The sequence below is a fragment of the Massilia phyllosphaerae genome (genome assembly GCF_034659755.1).
Taxonomy (GTDB): domain Bacteria; phylum Pseudomonadota; class Gammaproteobacteria; order Burkholderiales; family Burkholderiaceae_D; genus Telluria; species Telluria phyllosphaerae.
Genome location: NZ_JAXSQX010000002.1, coordinates 872,206 through 898,075 on the forward strand (window position 1 = coordinate 872,206; position 25,870 = coordinate 898,075).

Consider the following 25,870-nt stretch of genomic DNA (forward strand, 5'->3'; position numbering starts at 1 on the left):
TCGGTGAGTGGCTTAATTTCAAGCCTTGATGAGAAACTTGATGAGAGGAACATAAATAGCTTGCAAGCGCTCCTTAAAGGTAGCCTTCGCCCTCCTGGGGATCGCGTCAGTTTTGGGACTGGCATCGATGCTCTTGATTGCCCTGGCCATGGTCCAAAGCGGGCGGGGCATCCAGACCTAACGCAGCGTGTGGCTCGTCGAGGACAGTTAAATCAGCTTTGTCGTATTTATGGGATGTGCGGTAGCTGCGCTCGTTCCAGGCGCAGCGTTCCGGTCCCGACATTATCGGGAAGAGCGCGCCTTCACGAAAATGGTCGAGGATCGAAGAAGGAACCGCTGGTCCAGGCTCCACGACAGCCTGAGATTGGCCGGCAAAACTTGATGGGGCGCCGGCGTGGGCCTGGCGTGGGAAGCGCACAGCCGCACACCGTCGGATGCGGGGATGGTGGTGGCAGCCTTCAGTGTCCCGAACGGCCGCTGCAATGTCGTTCGGCGGGCTCCCGCAGCAGACAGTATGCGCCGGAACAGGATGCCGGGATCGGTGCCCTCGCAGGCTAGCCTGTTGCGAGCGCGATTGTTCGTCGACAGGTATCTGCCATCCCGCCGCACCAAGTGCACGAAGCACGCATCGACCGACAGGTGCGCTACCGCGCTAGCGCTTGAGGCCGGACAGCGACTGCAGCAGGCTGGCGCGCGCGGCCGTCCAGCCGCTGCTTGCGAGCTGCGGCGCGCATTCGGCACAGGGTTCGAAGGGATTGCAGTCGTGCGCCAGCTCGACATACAGCGAGCCGGTCACCAGCTTGGCGGCGTAGGCGTCGACACGGCCGCCGCCCGGCTTGCCGGACCCGCCGGCGGCAGGGGCCTCGCCTTCCTTCGGCATCCACTTGGCGAAGGCGTCGAGCGCAACGCCGTTCGGCGCGTACCAGCGCTTCTTGCCGGGGTTCCAGCGGGCGCCGAGCGCGCGCGCTTCGTCTTTTTCTGCGTAGGGGACGTTCAGGAAGTTCATGCTGTTCGGGTGCGGATGCGTGGGGCGACGATGCTAACGTATCCGGCCCGAACTGGCAAACTGCTGCTTCGCTAACCATTAACGCTGCCGCATTACCTTTGCATCCCCCAACGCCGCACCGTCAGGCGCTCCACCTGCTGGAACACGATATTCTCGAACAGCAGCCCGATCAGGATCACCGCCGCCAGCCCGGCGAACACCTTGTCGGTGGACAGCTCGTTGCGGCTCTGGAAGATGTACCAGCCCAATCCACCCTTGCCCGAGGTGGTGCCGAACACCAGCTCGGCGGCGATCAGGGTGCGCCAGGCGAAGGCCCAGCCGATCTTGAGGCCGGACAGGATCGCCGGCAGCGCCGCCGGCACCAGGATCTGGGTCACCATGCGCACGTTGCCGAGGCCGTAGTTACGGCCGGCCATGCGCAGGGTTTCCGGCACCGAGCGGAAGCCGGCGTAGGTGTTCAGCGCCAGCGGCCACATCACCGAGTGCATCAGCACGAAGATCAGGCTGCCCTTGCCTAGGCCGAACCACAGCAGCGCCACCGGCAGCAGCGCGATCGCCGGCAGCGGGTTGAACATCGCGGTCAGCGTTTCCAGCAAATCACGCCCGACCCGGGTCGAGATCGCCAGCGTCGTCAGCAGGAAGGCGCCCAGGACGCCGGCCAGGTAACCCTGCAGCAGCACGGCCAGCGAGACGCCGATGTAGCCCGGCAGTTCGCCGCTCGCAATCCCTTCGACCAGCGCCTTGGCGGTCTGCAGGAAGCCCGGCAGCAGCAAGTCGTTGTCGGTCCAGCGGGCGACGGCTTCCCACAGCGCGGCGATCAGCCCCAGCAGGATGCCCTTGCGCAGCCAGCCGGCCTGCCTCAGGCGCTGCAGCGGCGAGACCGGCGCCACGATGCTGGCCGCTGGCACGCCCGCGGCATGTGCCGGCGCCAGCGGCACTTCGTATTCCGGCCGTACCGGCGACTCCCATTTCACATTCACGCCTGCAGTCATGATTGCACCGCCCTTCCTGCCGCCGCTTCCTCGACATGCGCACCGCCATCAGCGCCAAACAGCAGCCCATGGATGCGGCTAGCGGTCGCCTGGAATTCGGCGCCGCCGGCACTGTGCAGGCCGAACTGATGGCTGTTGATCTCGGCCCGTACCCGGCCCGGGTGCGGCGACAGCAGCAAGATACGGTTGCCGACCACCAGCGCTTCCTCGATCGAGTGCGTCACGAACAGCATCGTGAACGGGCTTTCTTCCCACAATGCCTGCAACTCTTCCTGCATGCGCCGGCGGGTCAGCGCGTCGAGCGCGGCGAACGGCTCGTCCATCAGCAGGATCTCGGGCTGCATCGCCAACGCACGGGCAATGGCCACGCGCGCCTTCATGCCGCCGGACAGCGTATGCGGATAGGCATCGGCGAACGGCGCCAGGCCGACCTTGGCCAGCCAGTCCATGGCGCGCGCCTCGGCTTCCTTCTTCGGGGTGCCGCCGGCCAGCAGCGGGAACATGACGTTCTGCTTGACGGTCTTCCACGGCGGCAGCTGGTCGAATTCCTGGAACACGACGATGCGGTCCGGACCCGGCTTGAGGATCGGCTTGCCGTCCAGCTGCAGGCTGCCTGCGCGCGGGGCGATGAAGCCGCCGACGGCCTTCAGCAGCGTCGACTTGCCGCAGCCGGATGGGCCCAGCAGCACGAAGCGGTCGCCGCGCCAGACTTCGAAGCTGACGTCGTGGGTGGCGCGCACCACGCCGCGATCGGATGGGTAATCGATGGTAACGCCGCGTGCCTTGAGCAGCGGCTCGTTCTGCACGACCTGGAAAGGCAGCACGTTCATGATGATGTTCCTTATGATGAGGTGCCGTGGAACGGCCCGGAAACCGGACCGGAATGCAGCAATCCTTGATCAGCTACCCTTGGCCAGCGCCGGATGCTCGAAGAAGTAATCGCGCCAGCTGGCCGGCTTGTTCTTGATGGCGCCCGCCTCATGCAGGAAAGTGGCCATGCCCTGCGTGTTCTGCGGCGCGACCTTGAACTGGATCTGCGGGTTCTTGATCACTTTCAGCAGGAAGGCGCGGTCGATCTTGCCCTTGGTGACGCGCAGGTAGGCGTCGGCCGCCAGCTCCGGATTCTTGGCGATCAGCTGCGCCGCCTCGTCCAGCGCCTCGACGAAGGCGCGGTAGGTCTTGGGGTTGTTCTTGACGTATTTTTCGGTGGAGTACAGCACCGTCGACGAGCTCGGGCCGCCCTGCACATCGTAGGAATTCAGGACGATATGGGCCTTCGGATTGCCCGCCAGTTCCTGCTCCTGGTAGGGCGGCGTGGCGAAGTGGCCGTTGATCTCGGTCTGGCCGGCGATGATGGCGGCGGTGGCGTCCGGGTGCGGCACCGATTGCGTCAGGCGGTCGAGGCGCGTGAACTGGCCGGTGCCCCACTGCTTGGCGGCCGCCATCTGCAGGATGCGCGACTGCACCGACACGGTGACGGCCGGCAGCGCGATGCGGTCCTTGTCGCTGAAGTCGGCAATGGTCTTGACGTTCGGGTTGGTCGAGACCAGGTAATACGGGAAGTTGCCGAGCGACGCCACGCCCTTGACGTTCTGGCGCCCCTTGGTACGGTCCCAGATGGTGAGGAGCGGGCCGACGCCGGCGCCGGCCACGTCGATCGAGCCGGACAGCAGCGCATCGTTGACGGCGCTGCCGCCGGACAGCTGGACCCACTCGACCTTGATCGGCACGCCGAGCTGCTGGCCGTGCTTTTCGATCAGTTTCTGGTCTTGCGCCACGTTCAGCAGCAAGTAGACGACGCCGAACTGCTGGGCGACGCGCAGCTGGCCTTCGGCGAATGCGGAGGCGGACGGCAGCGCCACGGCGGCCGACAGCGCCAGGGTGGCGGTGAGTTTGGTCAGGGTAAAACGCATTGGTGATCTTTCGCTGGCAGTGGTCAAAAGGCGGCTCAGAACGGCACGTCGCCTTCGATGGTGGTGCGGTACAGCTTGCGGCGCTGGTCGTCGGGGCAGCCGGCCGCCAGGTGCATCAGCGAGCGGTTGTCCCAGAACACCATGTCGTGCGGCTGCCACTGGTGGCGGTAGATATGTTCCGGACGGGTGCTGTGGTCGAACAGTTCGGCCAGCAGCGCGTGGCTTTCGTCTTCCGGCAGGCCGACGATGCGCGTGGTGAAGTGCTCGCTGACGAACAGTGCCTTGCGGCCGGTTTCAGGATGGGTGCGCACCACCGGGTGCACCACCGGCTTCACTTCGTCGATCTGGGCCTGGGTCAGGTTCGGACGCCACGGGCTTTTCTTCTGCAGATCGGCGTAGCGCGCCAGGTAGCTGTGTTCGGCCTGCGCGCCCTCGACCGCGCGGCGCAGGTGGGCCGGCAGCTGTTCCCAGGCGGTGTGCTGGTTGGCGAACAGGGTGTCGCCGCTGCCGTCCGCCGGCAGTTCCTGGGCGTGCAGCATCGAGCCCAGGCTCGGCGTCTCTTTATAGGAGAGGTCGGAATGCCAGAAGTGGCCGGCGTCGCCGAGGCCGATCGGCTGGCCGTTTTCGCGAATGTTCGAGACGATCAGGACTTCCGGCTGGGTCGGCAGCTGGAACTGGCGCAGCACGTGGATCTGGAGCGGACCGAAGCGGCGGCTGAATTCGACCTGCTGGGCCGGGGTGATGTGCTGGTCGCGGAAGACCAGCACATGGTGCATCAGGTGGGCGCGGTGCAGGCGCGCGAAATCATCGTCGCCCAGCGGAAGCGACAGGTCGAGGCCAAGGACTTCCGCGCCGAGGGCGGCGTCGAAGGGCTTGATGGCAAATTGTTGGCGTGTTTGCAATACGGCGGACATGAAAAGCCTTGCTGAGTCGTGATCCGCAAAGGTTAAGGGCGCGCGTCACGTCCGGCAACGAAGGTTTTCGTGCATCGTCATGCATTTTTCGTACTAGCGGCAGAGCGCCTCCAGCGCCATCACCGGATCCACCGCCGGCAAGCCGTCGAGCTTGACGCCGGCATCCTGCGCACGCCGGTCCATCAGCAGGCCGTCGCCGGCGCGCGGACTCGGCGCGCGGTAGGCCTCGTCGCCCTGCACCGTGTCCAGCGCCACGTAGCGCGCGCCGGCGCGGTCCAGCCTGGCCATCACATCGGGCAGCGTGGCCGCGCTCCAGGCGCCGAGGTGGGTCAGCAGCACTTGCGGGATCATGCGGCCGTACACGCGCTGCGAGACGGCGCGGGTGCGCGCGATGGTCTGGTCGACCCGTTTCAGGTAGTCGGCCTTCATAGCCGCGATCGCGGCCTGGTCGCCCTGCTCTCCCTTGTTGCGGCAGCGCGCGTAGGTGTCGGTGTAGGCCCAGTCATCGAAGCTGATGCTGACGTCTGCGATGCGGTAGCCGCGGCCTTTCAGCCAGGCGGCGGCGCCGTCGTGGCGTGCCGGATCCTTGCCCGCGTCGAGGAACGGGTAGCGCAGCACCTTCCAGTCCTGGCCACGCACGCGCGCCGCGATCGCCGGCTCGCCGGCGGCGACGTCGTCCTGCCAGGCTTGCAGTGACGGGGCCTGGCTCAGCCCCAGGTGGCTGCTGCTGTGGTTGCCGAGCGGGTAGCCGGCCTGGCGCCAGGCGTCGAGCGCGGCTTCGCTGGCAGGCTGCTCGGCGATGCGCCTGGCGTTGACGAAGCCCCAGGCCTCCGGCACGCCATGGTGCTTGAGCGTCCCGATGTAGTCGCGCGCGATGCCCGGCCAGTCCATGCCCTTAGGCAGCGGACCGTGGACCGGCAGGTCATCGACGGTGACGGCGAGGTCGAACCGTTCCACACGATCGGCGGCGGTGGCGGGCACGACGGTGGCGGCCGCGGCCAGGGCCAGCGCGGCGGTGATCAGCTTGGTCTTCAAATGATGTCTCCGGATAAGATGCGCGGTTGACTTTTTATAATCCTGCGCATTACGATGGGTCTGAGTTGAAATCGATTTCAATGGTAGCGCATACGGCCCTGCCGTGCGCGCCAATATATATAACAGACAAGAACCAGGAGACAAGATGACCCGAGCCGCTGCCGTCCGCCGGCCCACCCTTCACGCCCTTGCCGCCGCCGTCCTGCTGCTGGGCAGCAGCGCCGGCGCCGGCGCCGCAAGCACCCCTGCCATCAAGATCAACCAACTGGGCTTCCTGCCGGCCTCGCAGAAGCTGGCCGTGGTGCCGGCCGGCAGCGCCGCCCGCTTCGCCGTGCTCGACGCCGGCGGCAATAAGGTGTTCGAAGGGGACCTCGGCGCGCCCGCAACCTGGGACGCCTCCGGCGAAAACGTGCGCCTGGCCGATTTTTCGGCCTTGCGTACGCCCGGCACCTACCGCCTGCAGGTCGCCGGCCTGCCGGAGTCGGCACCCTTCCCGGTCGGCGCCGACGCCTACCGCGAGCTCGACGCCGGCGCGATCCGCGCCTACACGCTGAACCGCGCCGGCATCGCGCTCACCCCCGCCGTCGCCGGCGCCTATGCGCGCGCGGCCGGGCATCCGGACACGCGGGTCGAGATCCATCCGTCGGCGGCGTCGAGCAAGCGCCCGGCCGGCACCATCATCTCCAGTCCCAAGGGCTGGTACGACGCCGGCGACTACAACAAGTACATCGTCAATTCTGGCATCAGTACCTACACGCTGCTGGCGGCCTACGAGCACTTCCCGGGCTGGTTCGACAAGCTGGCCGTGCGCCTGCCGGAATCGGGCAACGGGCTGCCCGACCTGCTCAACGAAGCGCTGTGGAACCTGGAGTGGATGGCGACCATGCAGGACCCGGAGGACGGCGGCGTGTACCACAAGCTGACCAACAAGGCCTTCGACGGCATGGTGATGCCGGACCAGGCCACCGAGCCGCGCTACGTGGTGCAGAAGAATACCGCGGCGACGCTCGACTTCGCGGCGACCATGGCGGCCGCCAGCCGCGTGCTGGCGCCGTTCGACAGCCAGCAGCCGGGCCGCTCGGCACGCTACCTGGCTGCCGCCGAAGCCGCCTGGGCCTGGGCCAAGGCGCATCCGGCGCTGCTGTACAAGCAGCCGGCCGACGTGTCGACCGGCGACTACGGCGACAAGAGCGTCGACGACGAATTCGCCTGGGCCGCGGCCGAACTGCTGGCAACCACCGGCAAGGATGTCTACCGCGCGCAGGCGCTGGCCGGCGGCGGCAACGCCGCTCAGACGGAACCCGGCTGGGCCGACGTGCGCATGCTTGGCTGGGTGACGCTGGCGCGCCCGCATGCGCGGGTGACGGCGTCCGACGCCGCCGCGGTGCGCCAGCCGCTGCTCGCCAACGCCGACAAGCTGGTCGCGCGCTGGCAGGCCTCGCCCTACCGCGTCAGCATGGTGCGCAAGGATTTCGTCTGGGGCAGCAATGCCGTGGTCCTGAACCAGGCGATGATGCTGGTCGCCGCCTACCGCGCCGAGCCGCGCCCGGCCTACCTGCAGGCGGCGCAGTCCGCACTCGACTACGTACTGGGACGTAACGGCCCGGGCATCTCCTTCGTGACCGGCTTCGGCACCACCTCGACCATGCACCCGCACCACCGCCCGTCGGTCGCCGACGGCATTGCGGCGCCGGTACCGGGCTGGCTGGCGGGCGGCCCGAATCCGGGCCAGCAGGACAAGCAGGGATGCCAGGCGCCTTATCCGTCGTCGCTGCCGGCGCTGTCCTACCTGGATGACGCCTGCAGTTATGCCAGCAACGAGGTGGCGATCAACTGGAATGCGCCGCTGGTGTATGTGGCGGCAGCGCTGCAGTCGCTGGTGAAGTGACGATGGTATCCTGATGTCCGGACAAGCCTGTCGCCCGACCCCGGGCGCAGGCGCCGGAAAGCGCCTCAGCGCGCAGTGGCCATCATGTCGGCCACCGCGGCCACCAGCGCCGCGCCTTCGATCGGCTTCGACAGCACGCGCAAGCCGCGCCCGAGTTCCTGGATTTCCATCGGATAGCCCGATACCACGGCGATCGGCAGCTCGGGGTACAGCGGCCGCACGTGGCGGATGAGTTCACTGCCGTTCATGCGCGGCATCCGGACGTCGGTCACCATCGCATCGAAGGACTGCTGGTCGAACAGCGCCAGCGCCTCGACGCCGTCCTGTGCGGTCGAGACCCGGTAACCGGCGGCTTCGAGATAGCGCCGGAAGATATAAGTGATGGCTTCTTCGTCGTCCACCACGAGTACGTGCTTCATTCTTCCCTCTCGTCATGGCACCCTGTCCCTATGCGGGCGGGGCGCGAGCGTAAACGCCACAGGCGAATCGATCGATTATAGACAAATCGATATTCGGGTTGCGCACAATTCGTTCCAGCCGGCACATTACCGGAACGCGACATGCAATGTTGGGCGCAAACATTTTTGTTGCCGACCATGGATCGGCTGCTCTACACTGGCGTGTAAAGACGGGCGCAAGGACGCCCGCGTCAACGCATGCACCACATGCATCTGCAGCTGGAGACAACATGGAAGACAACACGATCCGCCGGATCGTCATCGTGGGCGGCGGCACCGCCGGCTGGATGGCGGCGGCGCCCCTCGCCCAGCGCCTCGGCGGCAACGCCAGCGTGACCCTGGTCGAGTCGCCCGACATCGGCACCATCGGCGTCGGCGAAGCCACCCTGCCGACGATCCGTTTCTACAATGCGCTGCTCGGCATCGACCAGGCCGACTTCATCGCCCGCACCCGCGCGACCTTCAAGCTCGGCATCGAGTTCTGCGACTGGGGCCACCTCGGCAACCGCTTCTTCCACGGTTTCGGCGACTTCGGTCCGCCGCTCGCCGGCCGCACCGCGCACACGCACTGGCTGCGGCTGGCGCGCGCCTTCGAGCGCATGCCGCCGCTGGAGGACTGGTCGATGCCGGCGGTGATGGCGCGCGAACTGAAATTCGTCCTGCCCAACAAGAGCCAGCCGGGCGTCACCGACAGCTTTTCCTATGGCTTCCATTTCGACGCCGGCCTGTACGCCAACTACCTGCGCGACTATGCCGTGGCACGCGGTGCCCGGCGCGTCGAAGGCATGATCACGGCGGTCGAGCAGCATCCCGAGACCGGCTTCATCACCGCACTGAGCCTGCGCGACGGCCGCCGCATCGAGGGCGACCTGTTCATCGACTGCTCCGGCTTCCGCGGCCTGCTGATCGAGGATACGCTGCATGCCGGCTACGACGACTGGAGCGCCCAGCTGCCCTGCAACAGCGCCCTCGCCGTGCCGTGCGCGTCGGCGCCGCGGCTGACGCCCTACACCCGCTCGACGGCAAAGGAGGCGGGCTGGCTGTGGCGCATCCCGCTGCAGCACCGCACCGGCAACGGCCACGTCTACAGCAACGCCTTCACCAGCGACGAACGCGCGCGCGATACCCTGCTGCAGGGGCTGGACGGCGCCGCGCTCGATGAGCCGCGCCAGCTGCGCTTCGTCACCGGACGGCGGCGCAAGTCCTGGATCAAGAACTGCGTGGCGATCGGGCTGTCCGCCGGCTTCGTCGAGCCGCTCGAATCGACCAGCATCAACCTGATCGAAACCGCGGTCGGCAAGCTGGTCGAACTGTTCCCGGACCGCGATTTCCGCCCCGAGCTGGCCGACGAATTCAACCGCGTGATGGGCGTGCGCTACGAATCGGTGCGCGACTTCATCATGCTGCACTACAAGCTGACCGCGCGCGACGATTCCGAATTCTGGCGCTACTGCGCCGCCATGCCGATCCCGGATTCGCTGCGCCACCAGATCGAACTGTTCCGCGAGACCGGACGCGTCACCATCCTCGACCGCGACGGTTTCGCCGAGCCCTCGTTCGTGGCCATGATGACGGGACTGGGCGTGGTGCCGAAGCGCTACGATCCGCTGGCCGACGGCGACGACCTGCGCCAGGTGCACGGCCATTTTGCCGGCCTGCGCGACATGATCACGGCGGCAGTGGCAAAAATGCCCGACCACGATACCTTCGTGCGCACGCAGGCCGTGAGCGCGAAGGCGGCCTAGCCGCCGGCGCCCGGCTCGCAAGCCATGGCGGCCGCCAGCGGCACCAGCCAGCGCTCGGCAAACCGCTCCGGCGCCTCCGGCCGCCCGAAGTAATAGCCCTGGGCTTCGCCGCAGCCGAGCGCGCGCAGCGCCTGTGCCTGCGGCTGGGTCTCGACCCCTTCGGCGATCACTTCCAGGCCCAGGTTGCGCGCCATGCCGATGATGGTGGTGACGATGGTGTGGTCGTGGCGGTCGGTCAGCATGTCGCACACGAAGCTGCGGTCGATCTTCAGCTTGTCGGCCGGCAGCTGCTTGAGGTAGGCCAGCGACGAATAGCCGGTGCCGAAGTCGTCGACCGCGATCGAGAAGCCGTCCGCCTTGAGGGTGGCCATGATCTCGATCGCGCCCTCGACGTTTGACATCAGCGCGCTCTCGGTCAGTTCCAGCGCCAGCTGGCGAGCGTCGACGCCGGCCGCGCTCGCGATGCCGCGGATGCTGGCGACGATGTCCGGTTCTTCCAGCTGGCGTGCCGACAGGTTGATCGCCAGCCGGCCCGGGAATGCCAGGCCGGCATCGCGCCAGGCGGCCAGCTGGCGGCAGGCCTCGCCCAGCACCCACTTGCCGAGCGCATGGATCATGCCGCGTGCCTCGGCGATCGGGATGAAGGTGGCCGGGCTGACCCAGCCGCGCTGCGGATCGTGCCAGCGCAGCAGCGCTTCGGCGCCGATCGCCGCGCCGTCGTCCAGGCTGACCTGCGGCTGGTAATGCAGCTGCAGCGTGCCGGCGGCCAGCGCCTGCCCCAGGTCGCCCGCCAGCTCGATCCGCTCGCGCAGCCCGACGCTCATCTCCGGCTGGTAGAACACGTGGCCGCCGAGCGCCTTGGCCCGGTACATGGCAATGTCGGCGCGCTTGAGCAGGTCGTCGATCTCGCTGCCGTCGCGCGGGAACACGGCGATGCCGATCGCCAGCCCGACCGGGAAGCTGTGGCCGCCGAGCGTCACCGGGTCGGCCATCGCCTCGTGCAGGCGCTCGGCAATGCGGGCGGCGGTGGCGGGGTCGGCGCGCTCGGCCACCACCACGAACTCGTCGCCGGCCAGGCGCGCCAGGATCTCGTCCGCACGCAGCGCCGCCTGGAAGCGGCGCGCCACCTTGACCAGCACCTGGTCGCCGGCGCCGTGGCCGTGGGTGTCGTTGATTTCCTTGAAGCGGTTCAGGTCCATGTACAGGATCGCCAGCGGATATTCCTCGCGCCGGGCCTGCGCCAGCGCCACCGCCAGGCGTTCGCCGAACAGGCTGCGGTTGGCCAGCCCGGTGAGCGAATCGTAGAGCGCCAGGTTGCGGATCTTTTCGTCGGTGGCCTTGCGCTGGGTGACGTCGGTATTGATGACCAGGATCGCCTTCGGCTGGTTGTCGTCGTCGCGCACCAGGGTCCAGTGGCCCTCCACCGTCAGGCGCACGCCGTCCTTGCGGCGCTGGCCGGCCTCGCCGCGCCACTCGCCGGTCTGCAGCGTGGCGTGCACGGCAGCGTACAGGGCGCCGGGGCCGTCGCGCACCATGCGCTCGTCGATGCACTGGCCGAGCACTTCCTCGCTGGTCCAGCCGTACAGGCGCTCGGCTCCCTTGTTCCAGAACTGGATGCGGCCGTCGATGCCGCGCACGATGATGGCGTCGCGCGCCTTGTCCAGCAGCGAGGCCTGGTCGCGGTGGCGCGCGGCGTGCAGGCGCGCTTCGTCGCGCAGGCGCTGCTCCTCGGTCACGTCTTCGGCCATCAGCAGCAGCCGGCGCTCGCCCTCGGCCAGCTGGATGCCGGCCATCGCCAGCCGCAGGCGCTTGTCCCCGCGGGTGATGCCGATGCCGTGGCGGCTGCCGCTGCAAGCCAGCAGCGTCAGCGCCTGCGCCCGCAGGCCCGGCTGCGGCAGCAGCTTGCCGATATCGAGCCCCGCGCGTTCCATGCGGCGGCAGGGGCCGGGATCGAGGCCGAGGATCGCGCAGAAGGCCGGGTTCACGCTCAGCACCACCAGCCGCTCGTCGAGCACCATCAGCCCGGTCGGCAGGCTGGCGATGATGCTTTCGGCATAGCGCTTCAGGCCGAGGATGGCGCGCCGGTCGGTGAGGTCGGTGAGCGCCCCGGCCACCCGGATCGCGCGCCCGCCGGCATCGCGCTGGGCATGGCTGAGCGCGCGGAACCAGCGGTACTCGCCGCCGGCGCAGCGCAGCCGGTAGCTGATGTCGTAGGGCGTGGCGCCGCTGCGGTCGAGGATGTGGGCGGTGAAGGCCAGCTTGGTCGGCTCCAGGTCTTCCGGGTGCAGCAGCGCCAGGAAGCCGGCGAAGTCGTCCGGCAGGTCGCGCGTGTCGCGGTAGCCGAGCAGGCGCCCGATCTGCTCGGACCAGACGAAGCGGTTGGCCGGATCCGTCAGCTTGCGCTGGCCGAGTTCGAGGTCCCACAGGCCGTCGCTGGTGGCGTCGCGCAGCAGCTCGAGGCGGGCGCGCAGGCGTGCGTTCTCTTCCTGCAGCGCCTGCACTTCATCGCAGACTTCCCGGACTACATCGCGCAGCGCCGCCTGGCGCGCCGCCAGCGGGGTTGCCTTCCGGTCGCGCCGTCCCCGGCGCTGGCATGGCATGGATCGCATCGTTGGTCCTCCCGGCAAAGCTCATCGAAGACGCGCATTCGCCAGTATGGACCCGCTCCCCGGCCGGTGTCAGCGTGCCGGCGAGCAAACTCCACCGGAACTGATGGAGATCAAGTGTTTGATAGCATTTTTACCAAGCCATCTTGTTGCGGATAAAAGCCGTCAGGCGCGCCGCATTCGCCTGGTGCTGCTTCACGCGCGGATGCTGGCCGTAGCCGGTGAACGGGAAGAACACGGTATCGATGCGGGCGTCGCCGCCCTTGCGCAGGCGCTCGACCGCCGCCGTCACGTAGCCGGGCCAGGCCGAGCCGGCGCGGGTGGCTTCCATGCTGCCCAGCGCACACACGATGTAGGCCTTTGGATACAGCTGGCGCACGCGCGCGACAAACTTCTGGTAGGCGGCGATGCGCCCCTCGTCGTCCGGCTCGGGCTGCAGGCGGTGGTCGCGGCCGATCAGCCAGCTGTCGTTCTGGAGCAGGTTGATCACGACGACGTCCGGCGTCCAGGCCGCGAAATCCCAGCGCGTGTCGTTGTCGCCGACCGCGCTCAGCTGGTCGTAGAAATCGGGCATGGTGAACGGGAACCAGCTGATCATCACGCCGATGCCGCTCTGCGAGGTCATGTGCAGCTCGGCGTCCAGCGCGCGCGCCGTGATCGCGGCATACGACATGAAGCTGTTCTTGTCCTTGCTGGCGTCGTCGCGGCCGTTGTCGGCGCCTTCGTTGCCCATGCCGCTGGTGATCGAATCGCCGAAGAACTCGATGCGGCGTGCCGGCCGCGGCGGCGGCGTCAGCAGCTCGCCGCCGTCGGCCAGTTCCAGGCCGCGGAAGGTGGTGGCGCCCTCCTCGCCTTCGGTGCGCTTGGTGATCAGGAAGCTGTGGCGGCCCGGCGCCAGGCCCTGGGCCACCAGGTAGGTCTTGTCGCCCTGGGCCGCTTCCAGCACGTAGGGATAGGTCAGGTCGCCGTCCAGGAACACGTTGAAGTAATTCTTGCCGCGCTGGTCGTCAAGGCGGACCGACAGGCTGGTGCCGGTGAAGTTGCCGGCGATCGCGGTGGAAGGCCAGGAGATCACCGGCGCCGCCGGCTTCGAGAAATCGATGCGGCCGGTGTATTGCAGGTTGCGGTTGTCCGGCGCGACCACGTTGGCCGCGCCGGCGACGCCGGCATGCGCGAGCGCCGCCAACAGCAGCGCGAGAGACAGGGTTTTCATTGAGGGGCTTTCAAAAATGCCGGCAACTCGTCCAGCGTGATCACATTCGGATGGTGGTAGACTTTGTTCTTGTGCTGCGCCGTGTTGTAGTAGTCGCCGCTCCAGAAATTGTCCTTGGCGGCGACGCCGGCGCCGGCGCGGGCGTCGTTCCAGACCGTGAACCAGAGCCAGGGCGCGCCGTCCCTGCGCATGTTGTCGGGGTCGGGGATGTAGCTGGTTTCGGACAGCGCCACCGGCTTCGGCCGGGCCGGAATCGCCTGCGCCTTGCGGTAGACCTCCGCCTGCGACTTGTAGGCCTTGGCGTCGCTGTCGTCGTAGATGTCCCAGCCGACGATGTCGACCACGTCGTCGCCGGGATACCAGGCCGCATCCTGGCCGTTCCAGACCCAGATCAGGTTGTGCAAGCCGTGCACTTTCACCAGGCGCTCGCGCATGTGGCGCCACAACAGGATGTAGGCTTGCGATTGCGCCACGCCGTCGGTGCGGGTACGGCCCCACCAGAACCAGCCGTCGCCCTTGTTGCCGGAGGCCTCGTGCAGCGGGCGCCATAGCACGCTCACGCCGGCATCTTGCAGGCGTTTCAGTTCGCCGGCGACCAGGTCGATGCCGGCGTCGAGCTGGCGGTAGGCGGCGCTGGCCGTGTCCAGGCGGCCGCCGGCGACCGGGATCGTGAAGCCGGTGTTCTTGCCCGCGTCGGGTTCGCGCACGTAGAAGTTGGCCCGGTTGGCGTCGGGCGTGCCCAGCAGCGCCGGATCGCGCCAGTGCCAGCAGAAGGTGACCAGGCCACCGCGGCGGGCAAAAGCGATCGCCTCGTCGACCTGGTGCAGGCCCTGGGCCGGTTTGCCCGGTGTGCCGGTCTGGCCGGTGTTCATGAAATCGTAGCCCATCAGGGCGGGATACTTGCCGGTGTCGGCGAACACGCGGCCGGCCATGTCGACGCTGTCGTCCCAGGTGAGGTCCTGCTGGCCGGCGAGGGTCTGCTTGCCTTGGATCGACAGGAGCCAGGTGTACAGGGCGCGGGTGCGTCCATTCGCGTCGGGATCGGACAGGGATGGCGCGGCGCTGGCGGCACCGGCCGTCATGGCTGCAGCCACCAGCAGGGTTGTAATGAGTCGGCGTGTTGGCATCGTTTGCTCGAATGGTGATCCGTAAAACCGTCGCCCCTGCGCAGGTAGGGGCCCAGGTTGGTAGCGGATCGCCGGACCTGGGTTCCCGCCTGCGCGGGAACGACGTTGATTTTTGGCGGGGTATCGCAAGCGACGCGGCTTCTACGGCGTGTACGTCCCCATCTTCACCTTCAGCAAGGTCGGCATGGCCGGCAGGTTCAAGCCGTAATCGGTCTGGTCGCCGTTCCAGTTGCGCTCCATGATCCACTTGCCGTCGCCGTCGAATCGGCCCTCTTCCACCCGCACGAACATCGACGGCTTGGCGCCGTTGGCGCCGCTGCCGGAAAACTTGACGCGCGCCTGCTGCCCGACCAGCACGAATTCGTCCGGCCCTAGCTGGGCAAAGGCGACGCCGCCGTTCGGGGTCTCGGTGCCGGCCGCGTACTCGTTCTTGTCCTTCAGGTACTCGCGCTCGCCGAACTGGAATTCGCGGAACGAGACGGTGGCGTTCCAGCCGTCCAGCGCCACGGTCTGCGGCTTGCGGTCGTCGCCCTCGGCCACGCCGCGGGTGCGGCCCTCGAAAGCCCAGCGGGCCCAGGCGCGCTCCATCGGCGCGAACACGCCGTAGACGGTGGCGAAGGGTTCGACCATGCGGCGGTCGGTGAATTTCGAGCCGAGTGGGTAATTGCTGTAGCTGGCATAGTCGATGCCGAAGGGCGCCACCCCGAGCGCCCCGCGCCCCAGGATCTGGTAGAGGTAGCGCGCGTAGCCGGCGGCGTTGCCCATCTCCGGCACCAGCAGCGGGTTGTCGGCGCGCTGGAAGCTCTCGAGGGTGGAAGCGACCTTGCGCGATTCCGGCAGGTAGATGTCCGGCGCCGCGAAGTCGATGTGCGGGGCGGCCGCCTTGTAGATGTCGATCACGTCGTAGGTCGGGCCGCCGCTGGCGAAATCCGACTTCCATGGCGGCGCAGGCAGCGGGCCGGGCTCGCGCAGCGAGTTGTTGACGAACATCGGCAGGTCGTAGACGGCGCGGCCGGCCTTGGCGATCTCCTCGATGTAGCGTGCGATGGCCCAGGTGTGGAAGTACTGCTCGGCGTAATCGCCGTAAACCTCGGCCCAGCTGCCGGCGGCCTTGCCGGACTGCGGCTTCTGGCGCGCCAGCACCTCGGCAGGCACCGGCTGGGCAAACGCCGCCTGCGCGCGCGGCGCGTAGTCGCGCGCCACGCCGTAGGTGCCGACCTCGTTCTCGACCTGGACCATGATCACCGTGCGCTGGTCGCCGTCGATCTTTTTCAGGTGGGTCATCAGCGCCACGAAGGCCTTGCGATCCGCTGCCAGCGTGGCTTCGCCGAACGGCGACAGGCAGTAGCTGGTCTTGCCATCCTTGTCGAGCATGCGCGGAAAGCGCCGGTTGTCGAGCTTGACCCAGGCCGGCGTGTAGGCCGGGCCGGTGTTCTTCCAGGTGCCGAACCACAGCAGCACCAGGCGCACCTTGTTCTGGCGCGCCTGCGCGACCAGGGTGTCGACCCACGAAAAATCGAACTGCCCTTCCTTCGGCTCGATCTGTTCCCAGGCCACCGGGATCTCGAGCGTATTCGCGTGCGCATCCTTGATGGCGGCCCAGACCTTGGGCAGCGCCGCCGGGTAGTTGCTGGAGTTGTGGGCCTGGCCGCCCAGCACCAGGAAGGGCGCGCCGTCGACCATCAGGGCATGGCGCCCGTCCTGGGTGACGATGCGCGGCAGGCCGGCGGACGGTGCCGCCTGGCCGGCGGTGGCGGCCAGCGCCAGGCACAGGCCGAGCAGGCGGGAAATACGGGAATACGCGCGGCGGCTGCGGCGGATCGGAATGCGCATGGGTCTCCTGGCTGTTGTTATCGTTATTGGCAATGTTGGAGAGGCATGCTAAGCGATCACGGACGCAATCGGCAAGCACAACATGTTCACGCTAACATATGTTGCGTTATCGGCGCTAAACACGGGAATTTCCACTTATTCCAACGTATCGGCCGCGTAAACGTAAGGACAAACGTGTATGCGAGCCCCAGCAGAACTAGACGCCACCGACCTGACGCTTGTCTATGAAGCACGGGCGTGACGGCGCCTTCTTTCCTTGCCGCGCAGGAGAAAATGCATCTGCACACAGGCCAAGTGGCAAAAAACCGAAGTGTTGTTATTTTACAAAAGCGCGCACCATGTGACACCATAAATTCCCGCTTTTAACCACAAATTTGTTAATTCCATGTTGCGGGACCACAAATCTTACGTGCTTGTAATGTCTGTCTGAAAATTTTATGGTAGCGTACAACAACCAGTGTTAATCAAACGTTCAGATGTGCTGGCTGTTACAGACTGTTAGATAAAAACATACCTCATCGGGGGAGACAAAGTGACGAAGTTCCAGAAAACTGCGATCGCCGCGGCGGTTGCGCAGGTTACCTTCCTGTACGCCCAAGCGGCATGGGCCCAGACCACCACCACCGCTCCGGCGGCAACCCCGACCACTGGCAACGTGGTGGTGGTCAGCGGCCAACGCGCCGCACTGCAATCGGCCCAGAAACTCAAACAGGACGCCGACGAAGTCGTCGACTCGATCGTCGCCGAAGACATCGGCAAGCTGCCGGACCGTTCGGTCACCGAGGTGCTGCAACGCATCGCGGGTGTCACCATCGACCGTAACATGGCGGGCGACCCCAACCGCCAGTCGGTCGAAGGTTCGGGCGTGTCGGTGCGCGGCCTGACCTACGTGCGTTCGGAAATCAACGGCCGCGACGCGTTCTCGGCCGGCGGCGGCCGCTCGCTCGGCTTCGCCGACGTGGCACCGGAGCTGATGGCCGGCGTCGACGTCTACAAGAACCCGTCCGCGGAACAGGTGGAAGGCGCCATTGCCGGCCTGGTCAACCTGCGCACGGCCATGCCGTTCGACTACAAAGGCTTCAAGGGCACGCTCGGCGCGTCCGAAAGCTACTCCACGCTGCGCAAGGGCGCACCATCCCCGACCGGCACCCTGCTGCTGTCGAACCGCTGGAACACGGCGTTCGGCGAATTCGGCGCCTTGCTCGACCTGGCCCATGCCAAGAGCCCGAGCCGTTCCGACGGCGTGGGCGTGGACCCGTACTTCCCGCACGTGAACTCGCAGGATCCGGCGCTGTACGACCGCTCCAAGACCCAGTGGATTCCGCTCGGCGTCGGCTACCGCTCGCAGGACTTCGACCGCGTCCGCCGCGGCGACTACGCGGCCTTCCAGTGGCGTCCGAACCGTGACATCACGGCCGGACTGACCTACTTCAAGACCCGCTACAAGGAAGACCTCGACGAGCACGTCGTGACCTCGGCCGAGGACAAGTGGTACCAGCAGGTGGCCAGCTCGGATTCGGTCTTCGACAGCAATGGCGCCTTCCAGAGCGGCACGATCTCGAACCCGACCTATAAAGGTTCGCCTTTCAACAGCTCGCAGCGGATCAACTCGCGCGAGTCGAGCACCCGCGACCTTGCGCTGAACGTGCAATGGCGCGTGTCGCCGTCGCTGACCTGGACCAACGACTTCCAGCACGTGCGTTCGACCACCGAAGGCTTCGACGCCGACGTGTCGACCGGCTTCATCCTGCCGAACCAGACCATGGACATGCGCGGCAAGGTGCCGCAGATCGGTCTCGGCTCGGCCGCCTACATGGCCGACCCGAACAACTACTACTGGGCTTACACCCAGGAAGCGCTGGACCGCGCCAAGGCGACCCAGAAGGCGTGGAAGTCGGACTTCAAGTTCTCCTTCGACGATCCGGTCCTGCGTGACGTCCGCTTCGGCGTGCGCATGGCCGACCGCGAAGGCGTGAACAACCGAGCCCAGAAGTTCTACAACTGGCAAGCGATCACCTTCCCGTGGATGGAAGGCTGGCAGATTCCGCACGTGGCGCGCCTGGGCGACCCGCGCTTCGCCGGCGGCGCCTCGCTGCAAACCATCGACAACTTCTTCGACGGCAAGTACAACCTGCCGGCGATGCTGTTCCCGACCGAGGAGACGGTGCGCGGCTTCCCGCAGGAGTGGGCCAAGCTGCACGCCTACCACGACGTGCTGTGCAAGGAACAGGGCTCGACCTGCGACACCTGGAAACCGGCCAGCTACGCCGACCCGGCCGCGACCAACACGCAGACCGAGAAGACCCGCGCCGCCTACGCACAGCTGCGCTTCGGCTGGGACGACCTGAAGTACCCGATCGACGGCAATATCGGCTTGCGCTACGTGAAGACCAAGAGCAACGGTAGCGGCTTTGTCTCGTTCACGCCGCCGGCGGCCACGTCGGTGCCGACCAACGTGCCGGTCACCGGCCAGGAAAAGCTGATCAACATCGCGGCGTTCGCGCAAGCCCAGTCGGCCCAGAACTCCTACGACAACTGGCTGCCGAGCCTGAACCTGCGCATGAAGTACAGCGACAAGCTGCAGTTCCGCTTCGCCGTGGCCAAGTCGCTGTCGCGTCCGGACTTCAACCAGCTGCAGGTGCAGACCACGCTGAACGCGTCGAACCAGCAGACGACCTTCAAGGACGCTGCCGGCAACACGACCGCGGTGCGTTTCGACGGTACCAACCTGAGCGGCACCAGCGACGGCAACCCGCAGCTGAAGCCGACCACCGCGACCAACGTCGACCTGACCGCGGAATGGTACTTCGCCAAGGCCGGTTCGCTGACCTTCTCGGCCTTCAACAAGGACCTGAAGGACATCATCACCACCCAGCAGTACGCGTACACGGCGAACGACGTCAACGGCAAGCCGCAGAACTTCCTGGTCACCGGTCCGGTCAACGGCGCCAAGGGCTACGCCCGCGGTTTCGAGATCGCCCACCAGCAGTACTACGACTTCGTGCCCGACTGGCTGCGCGGCATCGGTACCCAGGCAAGCTGGACCTATGTGTCGAGCGAGCGCAAGCTGAACAACCCGGTCTTCAACGCCTGGTGCTCGGGTAACGACGCGAGTTCCAACTACAACCTGTTCATCAACGGCTGCGATACCGATGGACGTGCGTTCGGCAAGACTCCGCTGCAGGGCCTGTCGCGCCACACCGTCAACCTGGCGGTGATGTACGAACAGCACGGCCTGTCGATGCGCCTGGCCTACAACTGGCGCTCGCGCTACCTGCTGGGCGTGACCCAGTGGGGCAGCCGCGGCACCAACGGCCTGAACACCAACCCGGACGCGGATCCGACCAAGTTCCTGATCCCGACCACGACCAACGACCAGGCCTACGGCCTGCCGCTGTACCAGGCGCCTTACGGCCAGGTGGACGGCTCGATCTTCTACGACTTCACGGACAAGTTCCGTGTCGGCCTGGAAGCCACCAACCTGACCAACTCGTACACGCGCCAGATCATGGAGCAGCACGCGGGCAACTTCACCCGCCAGGTCTTCATGAGCGGTCCGCGCTACACGCTGCTGGCACAGTACTCGTTCTGACCGCATGATCCGCAACGATCGTTAGTCGATCCATCCTCTTCGCCGCCGCGACCTTTACGGGTCGCGGCGGCGATTTTTTATCCAGCAAGGAGACTTCATGAACATCCAAGGCGAAATGATCATCGGCAGGCAGGCCGTGCGTGGCAGCGCCGGCACGCTGCGCGCCCACAACCCGGCCACGCGCGCCGACATCGAACCCGGCTTCGGCACCGCGAGCGCCGACGACCTGGCCGCCGCCTGCCAGCTGGCCGAGCAGGCCTTCGACGCCTACCGCGCCGTGCCGCTCGAGGAGCGCGCCCGCTTCCTGGAGACCATCGCCGACCGCATCGTCGACATCGGCGGATTGCTGATCGAACGCGCTGCCCAGGAATCCGGCCTGCCGGTCGCGCGCCTCGAAGGCGAGCGCGGACGCACCGTCAACCAGCTGCGCCTGTTCGCCAAGGTGGTCCGCGACGGCCACTTCCTGGAAGCGACGCTCGACTCCGCCCTGCCCCAGCGCACGCCGCCGCGCCCGGACCTGCGCATGCGCAAGATCCCGCTCGGCCCGGTGGCCGTGTTCGGCGCCTCCAACTTCCCGCTCGCCTTTTCCGTCGCCGGTGGCGACACCGCCTCCGCGCTGGCGGCCGGCTGCCCGGTCGTGGTCAAGGCCCACAACGCCCACCTCGGCACCTCGGAACTGGTGGCCAAGGCGGTGCGCCAGGCGGCCGAGGACTGCGGCATGCCGGAAGGCGTGTTCTCGATGGTGATCGGCGAAGGCAATCAGATCGGCGCCGACCTGGTCGGCCACCCGGCCATCAAGGCGGTCGGCTTCACCGGCTCGCGCGGCGGCGGCCTGGCACTGGTGCGCATCGCCGCGGCCCGCAAGGAACCGATTCCGGTCTACGCCGAGATGAGCAGCATCAATCCGCTGTTCCTGCTGCCGGGCGCGCTGGAAGAGAAAGGCGCCGCGCTGGCCCCGGCCTTCGTCGACTCGCTGGTGCTGGGCGTCGGCCAGTTCTGCACCAACCCGGGCCTGGTGATCGGCCTGGCCGGCCCGCAGCTGGAAGCCTTTACGGCAGCAGCAGCCCAGGCGCTGCAGGCCAAGGGCGCCGGCACCATGCTGACCGCCGGCATCCATAAGGCATACACCGACGCCATCGAGAAGCGCGGCGGCGTCTCCGGCTTGACGCTGGTCGCGCGCGGCAGTGCCGAGGGCCAGGGCTGCGCCGCCCAGGCCGCGCTCTACCTGTGCGACGCCGCCACCTTCCTCGCCAACCCGGCGCTGGAAGAAGAGATCTTCGGGCCGGCCTCGGTAATGATCGCCTGCCGCGACGAAGCCGAGATCCTGGCCGTCGCCAGCCACCTCGAAGGCCAGCTGACCGCCACCGTCCACGCCACCCGCGCCGACCTGGGCATCGCCGGCAGCCTGCTGCCGATCCTGGAACGCAAGGCCGGCCGCATCCTGTTCAACGGCTTCCCGACCGGCGTCGAGGTGTCGCACGCGATGGTCCACGGCGGCCCGTTCCCAGCCACCTCGGACAGTCGCAGCACCTCGGTCGGCGCCACCGCCATCGAGCGCTTCCTGCGTCCGGTGTGCTACCAGGACGTCCCAAGCGAACTGCTGCCGGAAGCGCTGCGCGACGACAATCCGCTCGACCTGGCGCGCATGGTCGACGGCGTGCTGCGTCCGGCCGCGTAAGCGAGTCCGTCAGGTAGTTCTGCCGTAAAAATGTCAGGCCGCTGAGCGCATCGGCGGCCTGACATCTGCGACAATCGCGCATCATCCGCATTCTCCCCCCATCATGACCAAACCATTCCGACGCATCCTGTTCACCGGCGCCGCCGGCAACCTGGGCCGCCGCCTGCGCCCGCACCTGCAACAGTTCGCCGACGTCGTGCGCCTGGCCGACCTGGCGCCGATCGGCGACGCCCAGCCGCACGAGGAAATCGTCCGCTGCGACCTGGCCGACCGCGACCAGGTGATGGCAATGTGCGAAGGCGTCGAGGCGATCCTGCATTTCGGCGGCGTCTCGACCGAGGAAGCGTTCGAGCCGATCATGCAGGCCAACATCCTGGGCATGGCCAACCTGTACGAAGCGGTGCACAAGCTCGGTATCCGGCGCGTGGTGTTCGCCAGCACCAACCACACGATGGGCATGTACAAGACCACCGACCAGGTCGACGCCGGCATGCCGACGCGGCCGGACGGCTACTACGGCGTCTCCAAGGTGTTCGGCGAATCGCTGTCGCGCTATTACTGGGACCGCTTCGGCATCGAGACCGTCTGCATCCGCATCGGCTACTGCTGGGAAGAAGCGACCAACTACCGCCAGATGGTGACCTGGCTGGGCCTGGACGACCTGGTCCAGCTGCTGTGGCGCGCCTTGCTCACGCCGCGCGTGGGCCACACGATCACCTTCGGCATCTCGGACAACGACGGCCGCTGGTGGGACGACCGCCACGCCAGGCACCTGGCCTACAAGCCGGTGCAGAGCTCTCGCCAGTTCGCGCACAAGATTGCGCAGGCCGTGAATTGGAAGGACATGCAGGACATCACCCTGACTTTCCAGGGTGGGGTGTTCCTGCATAATGGGCCGAAGTACAAGGATTGAATCCTGTGCAAGAAATGAAAAAAGAGATAAAAAAGGCGGCCGGTCGGCTGCCTTTTTTATTCGTGCTGCGCCAAAACGTCGTCCCCGCGAAGGCGGGGACGACGTTGTTTTTGTGCGCCTATATATGAGTAGCGCGGTTTCGAGGAGCCGCGCACCGCATCGAATCAGCGATCAACGGCGCCCGCTACGGGTCGCCACGTCCAGCCACACCGCGAGCGTCAGGATCGCACCCTTCACGATCATCTGCCAGTAGGTATCGACGTCCAGCATCGACATGCCGTTGTCCAGGCTTGCCATCACCAGCGCGCCGACCAGCGCGCCGTGCACGGTGCCGGCGCCGCCGCGCATCGAGGTGCCGCCGATGAAGCAGGCGGCGATCACGTCCAGCTCACCCGAGGTGCCCGCCGACGGCGAACCGGCGGCCAGGCGGGCGGTGTTGATCAGGCCCGCCAGCGCGCACATCAGGCCCATCAGGCCGAAGATCCACAGCTTCACGGCGCGCACGTTGATGCCTGAGAGGCGGGTCGCTTCCATGTTGCTGCCGACCGCATAGATGCGGCGGCCGAACACGGTCTGCTTGGCGATGTAGCTGAACACGCCCAGCAGCACCAGCAGGATCAGCACCGGCAGCGGAATGCCTTCGTAGCTGTTGAAGGTGGCGATGAAGCCGGCCAGCACGATGCCGGTCAGGGCGACGCGGAACAGCGAGCGCCACAGGGCGATCACCGGCAGCTTGTGGCGAACCTGGTTGGCGCGCTGGCGCACGGCCAGCACCGCGGCCAGGGCGAACAGCACGACGCCAAGGACGATGCCGAAGGTCGGCGGCAGGTAGGCCTGGCCGAGCTGCTCGAACTCCGGCGAGATCGGTGCGATGGTCGCCCCGCCGGTGATCCCGAGCACGATGCCGCGGTAGGCCAGCATCCCCCCGAGGCCGACGATGAACGAGGGTATCCCCGCATACGCCGTCAGGTAGCCGTTGACGAAGCCGAGCAGCAGGCCGCTGGCCAGCACGATCGCCATCGACAACGGCAGCGGCAGGTGGTGCGTCACGTCGAGCACCGCCGCCGCCCCGCCCAGCAGGCCGAGGAGCGAGCCGACCGACAGGTCGATTTCGCCGGCGATGATGACGAACACCATGCCGCAGGCCAGGATGCCGGTCACCGACATCTGACGCATCAGGTTCGACAGGTTGCGCGCCGAGGTGAAGCCGCCGTCGGTCTTCCAGCTAAAGAACGCCCAGATGACGGCGATCGCCACCAGCAGCGCCAGGATTTTATATTGCGTGAAGATCTGCTTGAAGTTGAGCGTGCTGCCCGAACCCGATGCCGGCGCGCGCCTTGCCGCGGCCTGGAGCGGTGCCTGTGCCTTATCCATGATGGTGTCCCTGTCCTTGTCCCTGCAATTGTTCTTGTCCCTGCCCGATGGCGGCGGCCAGCACCATTTCCTGGGTCAGTTCCTTGTTGTCGAAATTGCCGCGCAATTTGCCTTCGCCCATCACCAGCACGCGGTCGGACACGCCCAGCACTTCGGCCAGTTCCGACGACACCATGATGATGGCGATGCCTTGCGCCGCCAGTTCGAGCATCAGCTTGTAGATCTCGAATTTGGCGCCGACGTCGACGCCGCGGGTCGGCTCGTCCAGGATCAGCACCCTGGGGCCGGTCAGCAGCATCTTGGCCAGCACCGCCTTCTGCTGGTTGCCGCCCGAGAGCGCCGTGATCGGCAGCGCCGGGCTGGCGGTCTTCAGCGCCAGGCGGCGGATCTGCTCGGCCACCTCCCGCGATTCCAGCCCGTCGTCGATACGCGACATCCGGGAGTAGCGCGACAACACTGACAGCGTGATGTTCTCGCCCACCGACAGGTCGCGCACGATGCCGTGGTGCTTGCGATCTTCCGGCACCAGCGCGAAGCCGGCGTCGATCGCCTTGAGCGGGTTCGACGTGTTCACGCGCTGGCCGTCGAGCCAGACCTCGCCCTCGTAGGCGCCCTCGTAGGAGCCGTAGATGGCGGTGACCAGTTCGGTGCGGCCGGCGCCGACCAGGCCGGCGATGCCGAGGATCTCGCCGCGGCGCAGCTGGAACGACACGTCGTCGACCTTCTTGCGCTGCGGCTGGTCCGGGTCCCAGCAGGTGATGTGGCGCGCTTCCATCACGACCTCGCCCACCGGGTGCGGCAACGACGGATACAGCTGGTTCATCTCGCGGCCGCACATCTGGGCGATGATGCGGTCGACGTTCATCTGCCCCATCGGCGTGGTGGCGATGTGCTTGCCGTCGCGGATGACCACGATGGTGTCGCAGATCGCCGCCACCTCTTCCAGCTTGTGCGAGATGTAGACGCAGGCCACGCCCTTGGCCTTGAGGTCGCGGATGATCTCGAGCAGCACCTCGATCTCGGCGGCGGTCAGCGAGGCCGACGGCTCGTCGAGGATCAGCAGGCGCGCCTTCTTGTTCAGCGCCTTGCCGATCTCGATCAGCTGCTGGTGGCCGCCGCCGTAGTTCTTCACGGGCAGCACGACGTTCACGTCGGGCAGCTTGAGTTCGTGCAGGATTTCCTCGGCACGGCGGTTCATCGCATGGTAGTCCACGCGGCCGCCCGGCAGCGTCAGTTCGTTGCCGAGGAAGATATTCTCGGCCACCGACAGTTCGGGCACCAGCATCAGTTCCTGGTGGATGATGATGATGCCGGCGGCTTCGGTCTCGCGGATCGATTGGGCACGCAGCGGCGCGCCTTCGAGCAGGATTTCGCCGTCCCAGGTGCCGTGCGGGTAGACCGCGGACAGCACCTTCATCAGGGTCGACTTGCCGGCGCCGTTTTCGCCGCACAGGCCGATGCATTCGCCGGGACGGATGGCCAGGTCGATGCCGTCGAGGGCGGGGACGCCGTCGAAGCGCTTGGCGATGGCCTTCATTTGTAACAGGTAGTCGGACATTGCGGGCTCAGTGATACGTGTATTG

Annotated in this window: 18 protein-coding genes; 5 read left to right on the forward strand and 13 right to left on the reverse strand. The window is 66.9% G+C overall.

The genetic code is table 11. The features are described 5' to 3' along the window. Positions 1–652 precede the first annotated feature (652 nt). The 6 genes from U1H99_RS12000 to U1H99_RS12025 form a co-directional block, all read right to left on the reverse strand. A complete protein-coding gene (locus U1H99_RS12000; RefSeq protein ID WP_323141961.1) occupies positions 653–1,006 on the reverse strand; it encodes a DUF5710 domain-containing protein in 354 nt (117 codons plus the stop codon). A gap of 92 nt (positions 1,007–1,098) precedes the next feature. Further along, positions 1,099–1,998 (reverse strand): ABC transporter permease, encoded by a 900-nt coding sequence (locus U1H99_RS12005; RefSeq protein ID WP_323141962.1) that lies wholly within the window; start codon positions 1,996–1,998, stop codon positions 1,099–1,101. Then, the gene (locus U1H99_RS12010) at positions 1,995–2,828 is read right to left on the reverse strand and encodes an ABC transporter ATP-binding protein (RefSeq protein WP_323141963.1); all 834 of its coding nucleotides are present in this window, start codon (positions 2,826–2,828) and stop codon (positions 1,995–1,997) included. The genes U1H99_RS12005 and U1H99_RS12010 overlap by 4 nt, the downstream gene beginning before the upstream one ends. 69 nt (positions 2,829–2,897) lie before the next feature. Then, positions 2,898–3,911, reverse strand: coding sequence for an ABC transporter substrate-binding protein (locus U1H99_RS12015; protein ID WP_323141964.1), 1,014 nt, complete (start codon positions 3,909–3,911; stop codon positions 2,898–2,900). A 35-nt stretch (positions 3,912–3,946) separates the two neighbouring features. Further along, positions 3,947–4,825: a TauD/TfdA dioxygenase family protein gene (locus tag U1H99_RS12020; protein ID WP_323141965.1), complete on the reverse strand. Its 879-nt coding sequence runs from the start codon at positions 4,823–4,825 to the stop codon at positions 3,947–3,949. Positions 4,826–4,918: 93 nt separating this feature from the next. Further along, positions 4,919–5,860, reverse strand: coding sequence for a polysaccharide deacetylase family protein (locus U1H99_RS12025; protein WP_323141966.1), 942 nt, complete (start codon positions 5,858–5,860; stop codon positions 4,919–4,921). 145 nt (positions 5,861–6,005) lie between these two features. Here U1H99_RS12025 and U1H99_RS12030 point away from each other — a divergent pair, with 145 nt between their 5' ends. Continuing rightward, positions 6,006–7,748: a glycoside hydrolase family 9 protein gene (locus tag U1H99_RS12030; protein WP_323141967.1), complete on the forward strand. Its 1,743-nt coding sequence runs from the start codon at positions 6,006–6,008 to the stop codon at positions 7,746–7,748. 65 nt (positions 7,749–7,813) lie between these two features. On the opposite strand, the gene U1H99_RS12035 is transcribed toward U1H99_RS12030, so the two are convergent. Continuing rightward, positions 7,814–8,167: a response regulator gene (locus tag U1H99_RS12035; RefSeq protein WP_323141968.1), complete on the reverse strand. Its 354-nt coding sequence runs from the start codon at positions 8,165–8,167 to the stop codon at positions 7,814–7,816. Positions 8,168–8,436: 269 nt separating this feature from the next. On the opposite strand from U1H99_RS12035, the gene U1H99_RS12040 reads away from it, so the two are divergent. Next, positions 8,437–9,951 (forward strand): tryptophan halogenase family protein, encoded by a 1,515-nt coding sequence (locus tag U1H99_RS12040; RefSeq protein ID WP_323141969.1) that lies wholly within the window; start codon positions 8,437–8,439, stop codon positions 9,949–9,951. Here the strand turns inward: U1H99_RS12040 and U1H99_RS12045 are convergent. From U1H99_RS12045 to U1H99_RS12060, 4 genes are all read right to left on the reverse strand, one after another. After that, positions 9,948–12,560 carry a bifunctional diguanylate cyclase/phosphodiesterase gene (locus tag U1H99_RS12045; RefSeq protein WP_323141970.1) on the reverse strand — a complete coding sequence of 871 codons (2,613 nt, stop codon included), beginning with the start codon at positions 12,558–12,560 and terminating at the stop codon, positions 9,948–9,950. The two genes, U1H99_RS12040 and U1H99_RS12045, sit on opposite strands and share 4 nt — an antisense overlap. Before the next feature lie 130 nt (positions 12,561–12,690). Then, positions 12,691–13,770: an SGNH/GDSL hydrolase family protein gene (locus U1H99_RS12050; protein WP_323141971.1), complete on the reverse strand. Its 1,080-nt coding sequence runs from the start codon at positions 13,768–13,770 to the stop codon at positions 12,691–12,693. Further along, positions 13,767–14,897: a glycosyl hydrolase gene (locus tag U1H99_RS12055; RefSeq protein WP_323141972.1), complete on the reverse strand. Its 1,131-nt coding sequence runs from the start codon at positions 14,895–14,897 to the stop codon at positions 13,767–13,769. Before U1H99_RS12055 ends, U1H99_RS12050 begins: the two co-directional genes overlap by 4 nt. A 141-nt stretch (positions 14,898–15,038) precedes the next feature. Continuing rightward, complete coding sequence (locus tag U1H99_RS12060) at positions 15,039–16,730, reverse strand: GH35 family beta-galactosidase (protein ID WP_323141973.1); 1,692 nt, start codon at positions 16,728–16,730, stop codon at positions 15,039–15,041. Positions 16,731–17,262: 532 nt separating this feature from the next. Here U1H99_RS12060 and U1H99_RS12065 point away from each other — a divergent pair. The 3 genes from U1H99_RS12065 (at position 17,263) to U1H99_RS12075 (ending at position 22,913) form a co-directional block, all read left to right on the forward strand. After that, positions 17,263–20,322: a TonB-dependent receptor gene (locus U1H99_RS12065; protein ID WP_323141974.1), complete on the forward strand. Its 3,060-nt coding sequence runs from the start codon at positions 17,263–17,265 to the stop codon at positions 20,320–20,322. Between the two features lie 97 nt (positions 20,323–20,419). Continuing rightward, a complete protein-coding gene (locus tag U1H99_RS12070; protein WP_323141975.1) occupies positions 20,420–22,000 on the forward strand; it encodes an aldehyde dehydrogenase (NADP(+)) in 1,581 nt (526 codons plus the stop codon). Between the two features lie 103 nt (positions 22,001–22,103). Continuing rightward, on the forward strand, positions 22,104–22,913 hold the full coding sequence (locus U1H99_RS12075) for an NAD-dependent epimerase/dehydratase family protein (RefSeq protein WP_323141976.1): 810 nt from the start codon (positions 22,104–22,106) through the stop codon (positions 22,911–22,913). Positions 22,914–23,084: 171 nt separating this feature from the next. Here U1H99_RS12075 and U1H99_RS12080 read toward each other — a convergent pair whose 3' ends face one another. Then, the gene (locus U1H99_RS12080) at positions 23,085–24,287 is read right to left on the reverse strand and encodes a sugar ABC transporter permease (protein ID WP_323141977.1); all 1,203 of its coding nucleotides are present in this window, start codon (positions 24,285–24,287) and stop codon (positions 23,085–23,087) included. After that, the gene (gene xylG, locus U1H99_RS12085) at positions 24,280–25,845 is read right to left on the reverse strand and encodes a D-xylose ABC transporter ATP-binding protein (protein WP_323141978.1); all 1,566 of its coding nucleotides are present in this window, start codon (positions 25,843–25,845) and stop codon (positions 24,280–24,282) included. The genes U1H99_RS12080 and xylG overlap by 8 nt, the downstream gene beginning before the upstream one ends. Positions 25,846–25,870 lie beyond the last annotated feature (25 nt).

Bases quoted from the DNA above. Each gene is read 5' to 3' on its own strand.
- U1H99_RS12030 (WP_323141967.1), top strand. From the start codon at position 6,006: ATGACCCGAGCCGCTGCCGTCCGCCGGCCCACCCTTCACGCCCTTGCC.
- U1H99_RS12035 (WP_323141968.1), bottom strand. From the start codon at position 8,167: ATGAAGCACGTACTCGTGGTGGACGACGAAGAAGCCATCACTTATATC.
- U1H99_RS12005 (WP_323141962.1), bottom strand. From the start codon at position 1,998: ATGACTGCAGGCGTGAATGTGAAATGGGAGTCGCCGGTACGGCCGGAA.
- U1H99_RS12045 (WP_323141970.1), bottom strand. From the start codon at position 12,560: ATGCGATCCATGCCATGCCAGCGCCGGGGACGGCGCGACCGGAAGGCA.
- U1H99_RS12050 (WP_323141971.1), bottom strand. From the start codon at position 13,770: ATGAAAACCCTGTCTCTCGCGCTGCTGTTGGCGGCGCTCGCGCATGCC.
- U1H99_RS12075 (WP_323141976.1), top strand. From the start codon at position 22,104: ATGACCAAACCATTCCGACGCATCCTGTTCACCGGCGCCGCCGGCAAC.
- U1H99_RS12070 (WP_323141975.1), top strand. From the start codon at position 20,420: ATGAACATCCAAGGCGAAATGATCATCGGCAGGCAGGCCGTGCGTGGC.
- U1H99_RS12040 (WP_323141969.1), top strand. From the start codon at position 8,437: ATGGAAGACAACACGATCCGCCGGATCGTCATCGTGGGCGGCGGCACC.
- U1H99_RS12015 (WP_323141964.1), bottom strand. From the start codon at position 3,911: ATGCGTTTTACCCTGACCAAACTCACCGCCACCCTGGCGCTGTCGGCC.
- U1H99_RS12060 (WP_323141973.1), bottom strand. From the start codon at position 16,730: ATGCGCATTCCGATCCGCCGCAGCCGCCGCGCGTATTCCCGTATTTCC.
- U1H99_RS12010 (WP_323141963.1), bottom strand. From the start codon at position 2,828: ATGAACGTGCTGCCTTTCCAGGTCGTGCAGAACGAGCCGCTGCTCAAG.
- xylG (WP_323141978.1), bottom strand. From the start codon at position 25,845: ATGTCCGACTACCTGTTACAAATGAAGGCCATCGCCAAGCGCTTCGAC.
- U1H99_RS12055 (WP_323141972.1), bottom strand. From the start codon at position 14,897: ATGCCAACACGCCGACTCATTACAACCCTGCTGGTGGCTGCAGCCATG.
- U1H99_RS12000 (WP_323141961.1), bottom strand. From the start codon at position 1,006: ATGAACTTCCTGAACGTCCCCTACGCAGAAAAAGACGAAGCGCGCGCG.
- U1H99_RS12020 (WP_323141965.1), bottom strand. From the start codon at position 4,825: ATGTCCGCCGTATTGCAAACACGCCAACAATTTGCCATCAAGCCCTTC.
- U1H99_RS12080 (WP_323141977.1), bottom strand. From the start codon at position 24,287: ATGGATAAGGCACAGGCACCGCTCCAGGCCGCGGCAAGGCGCGCGCCG.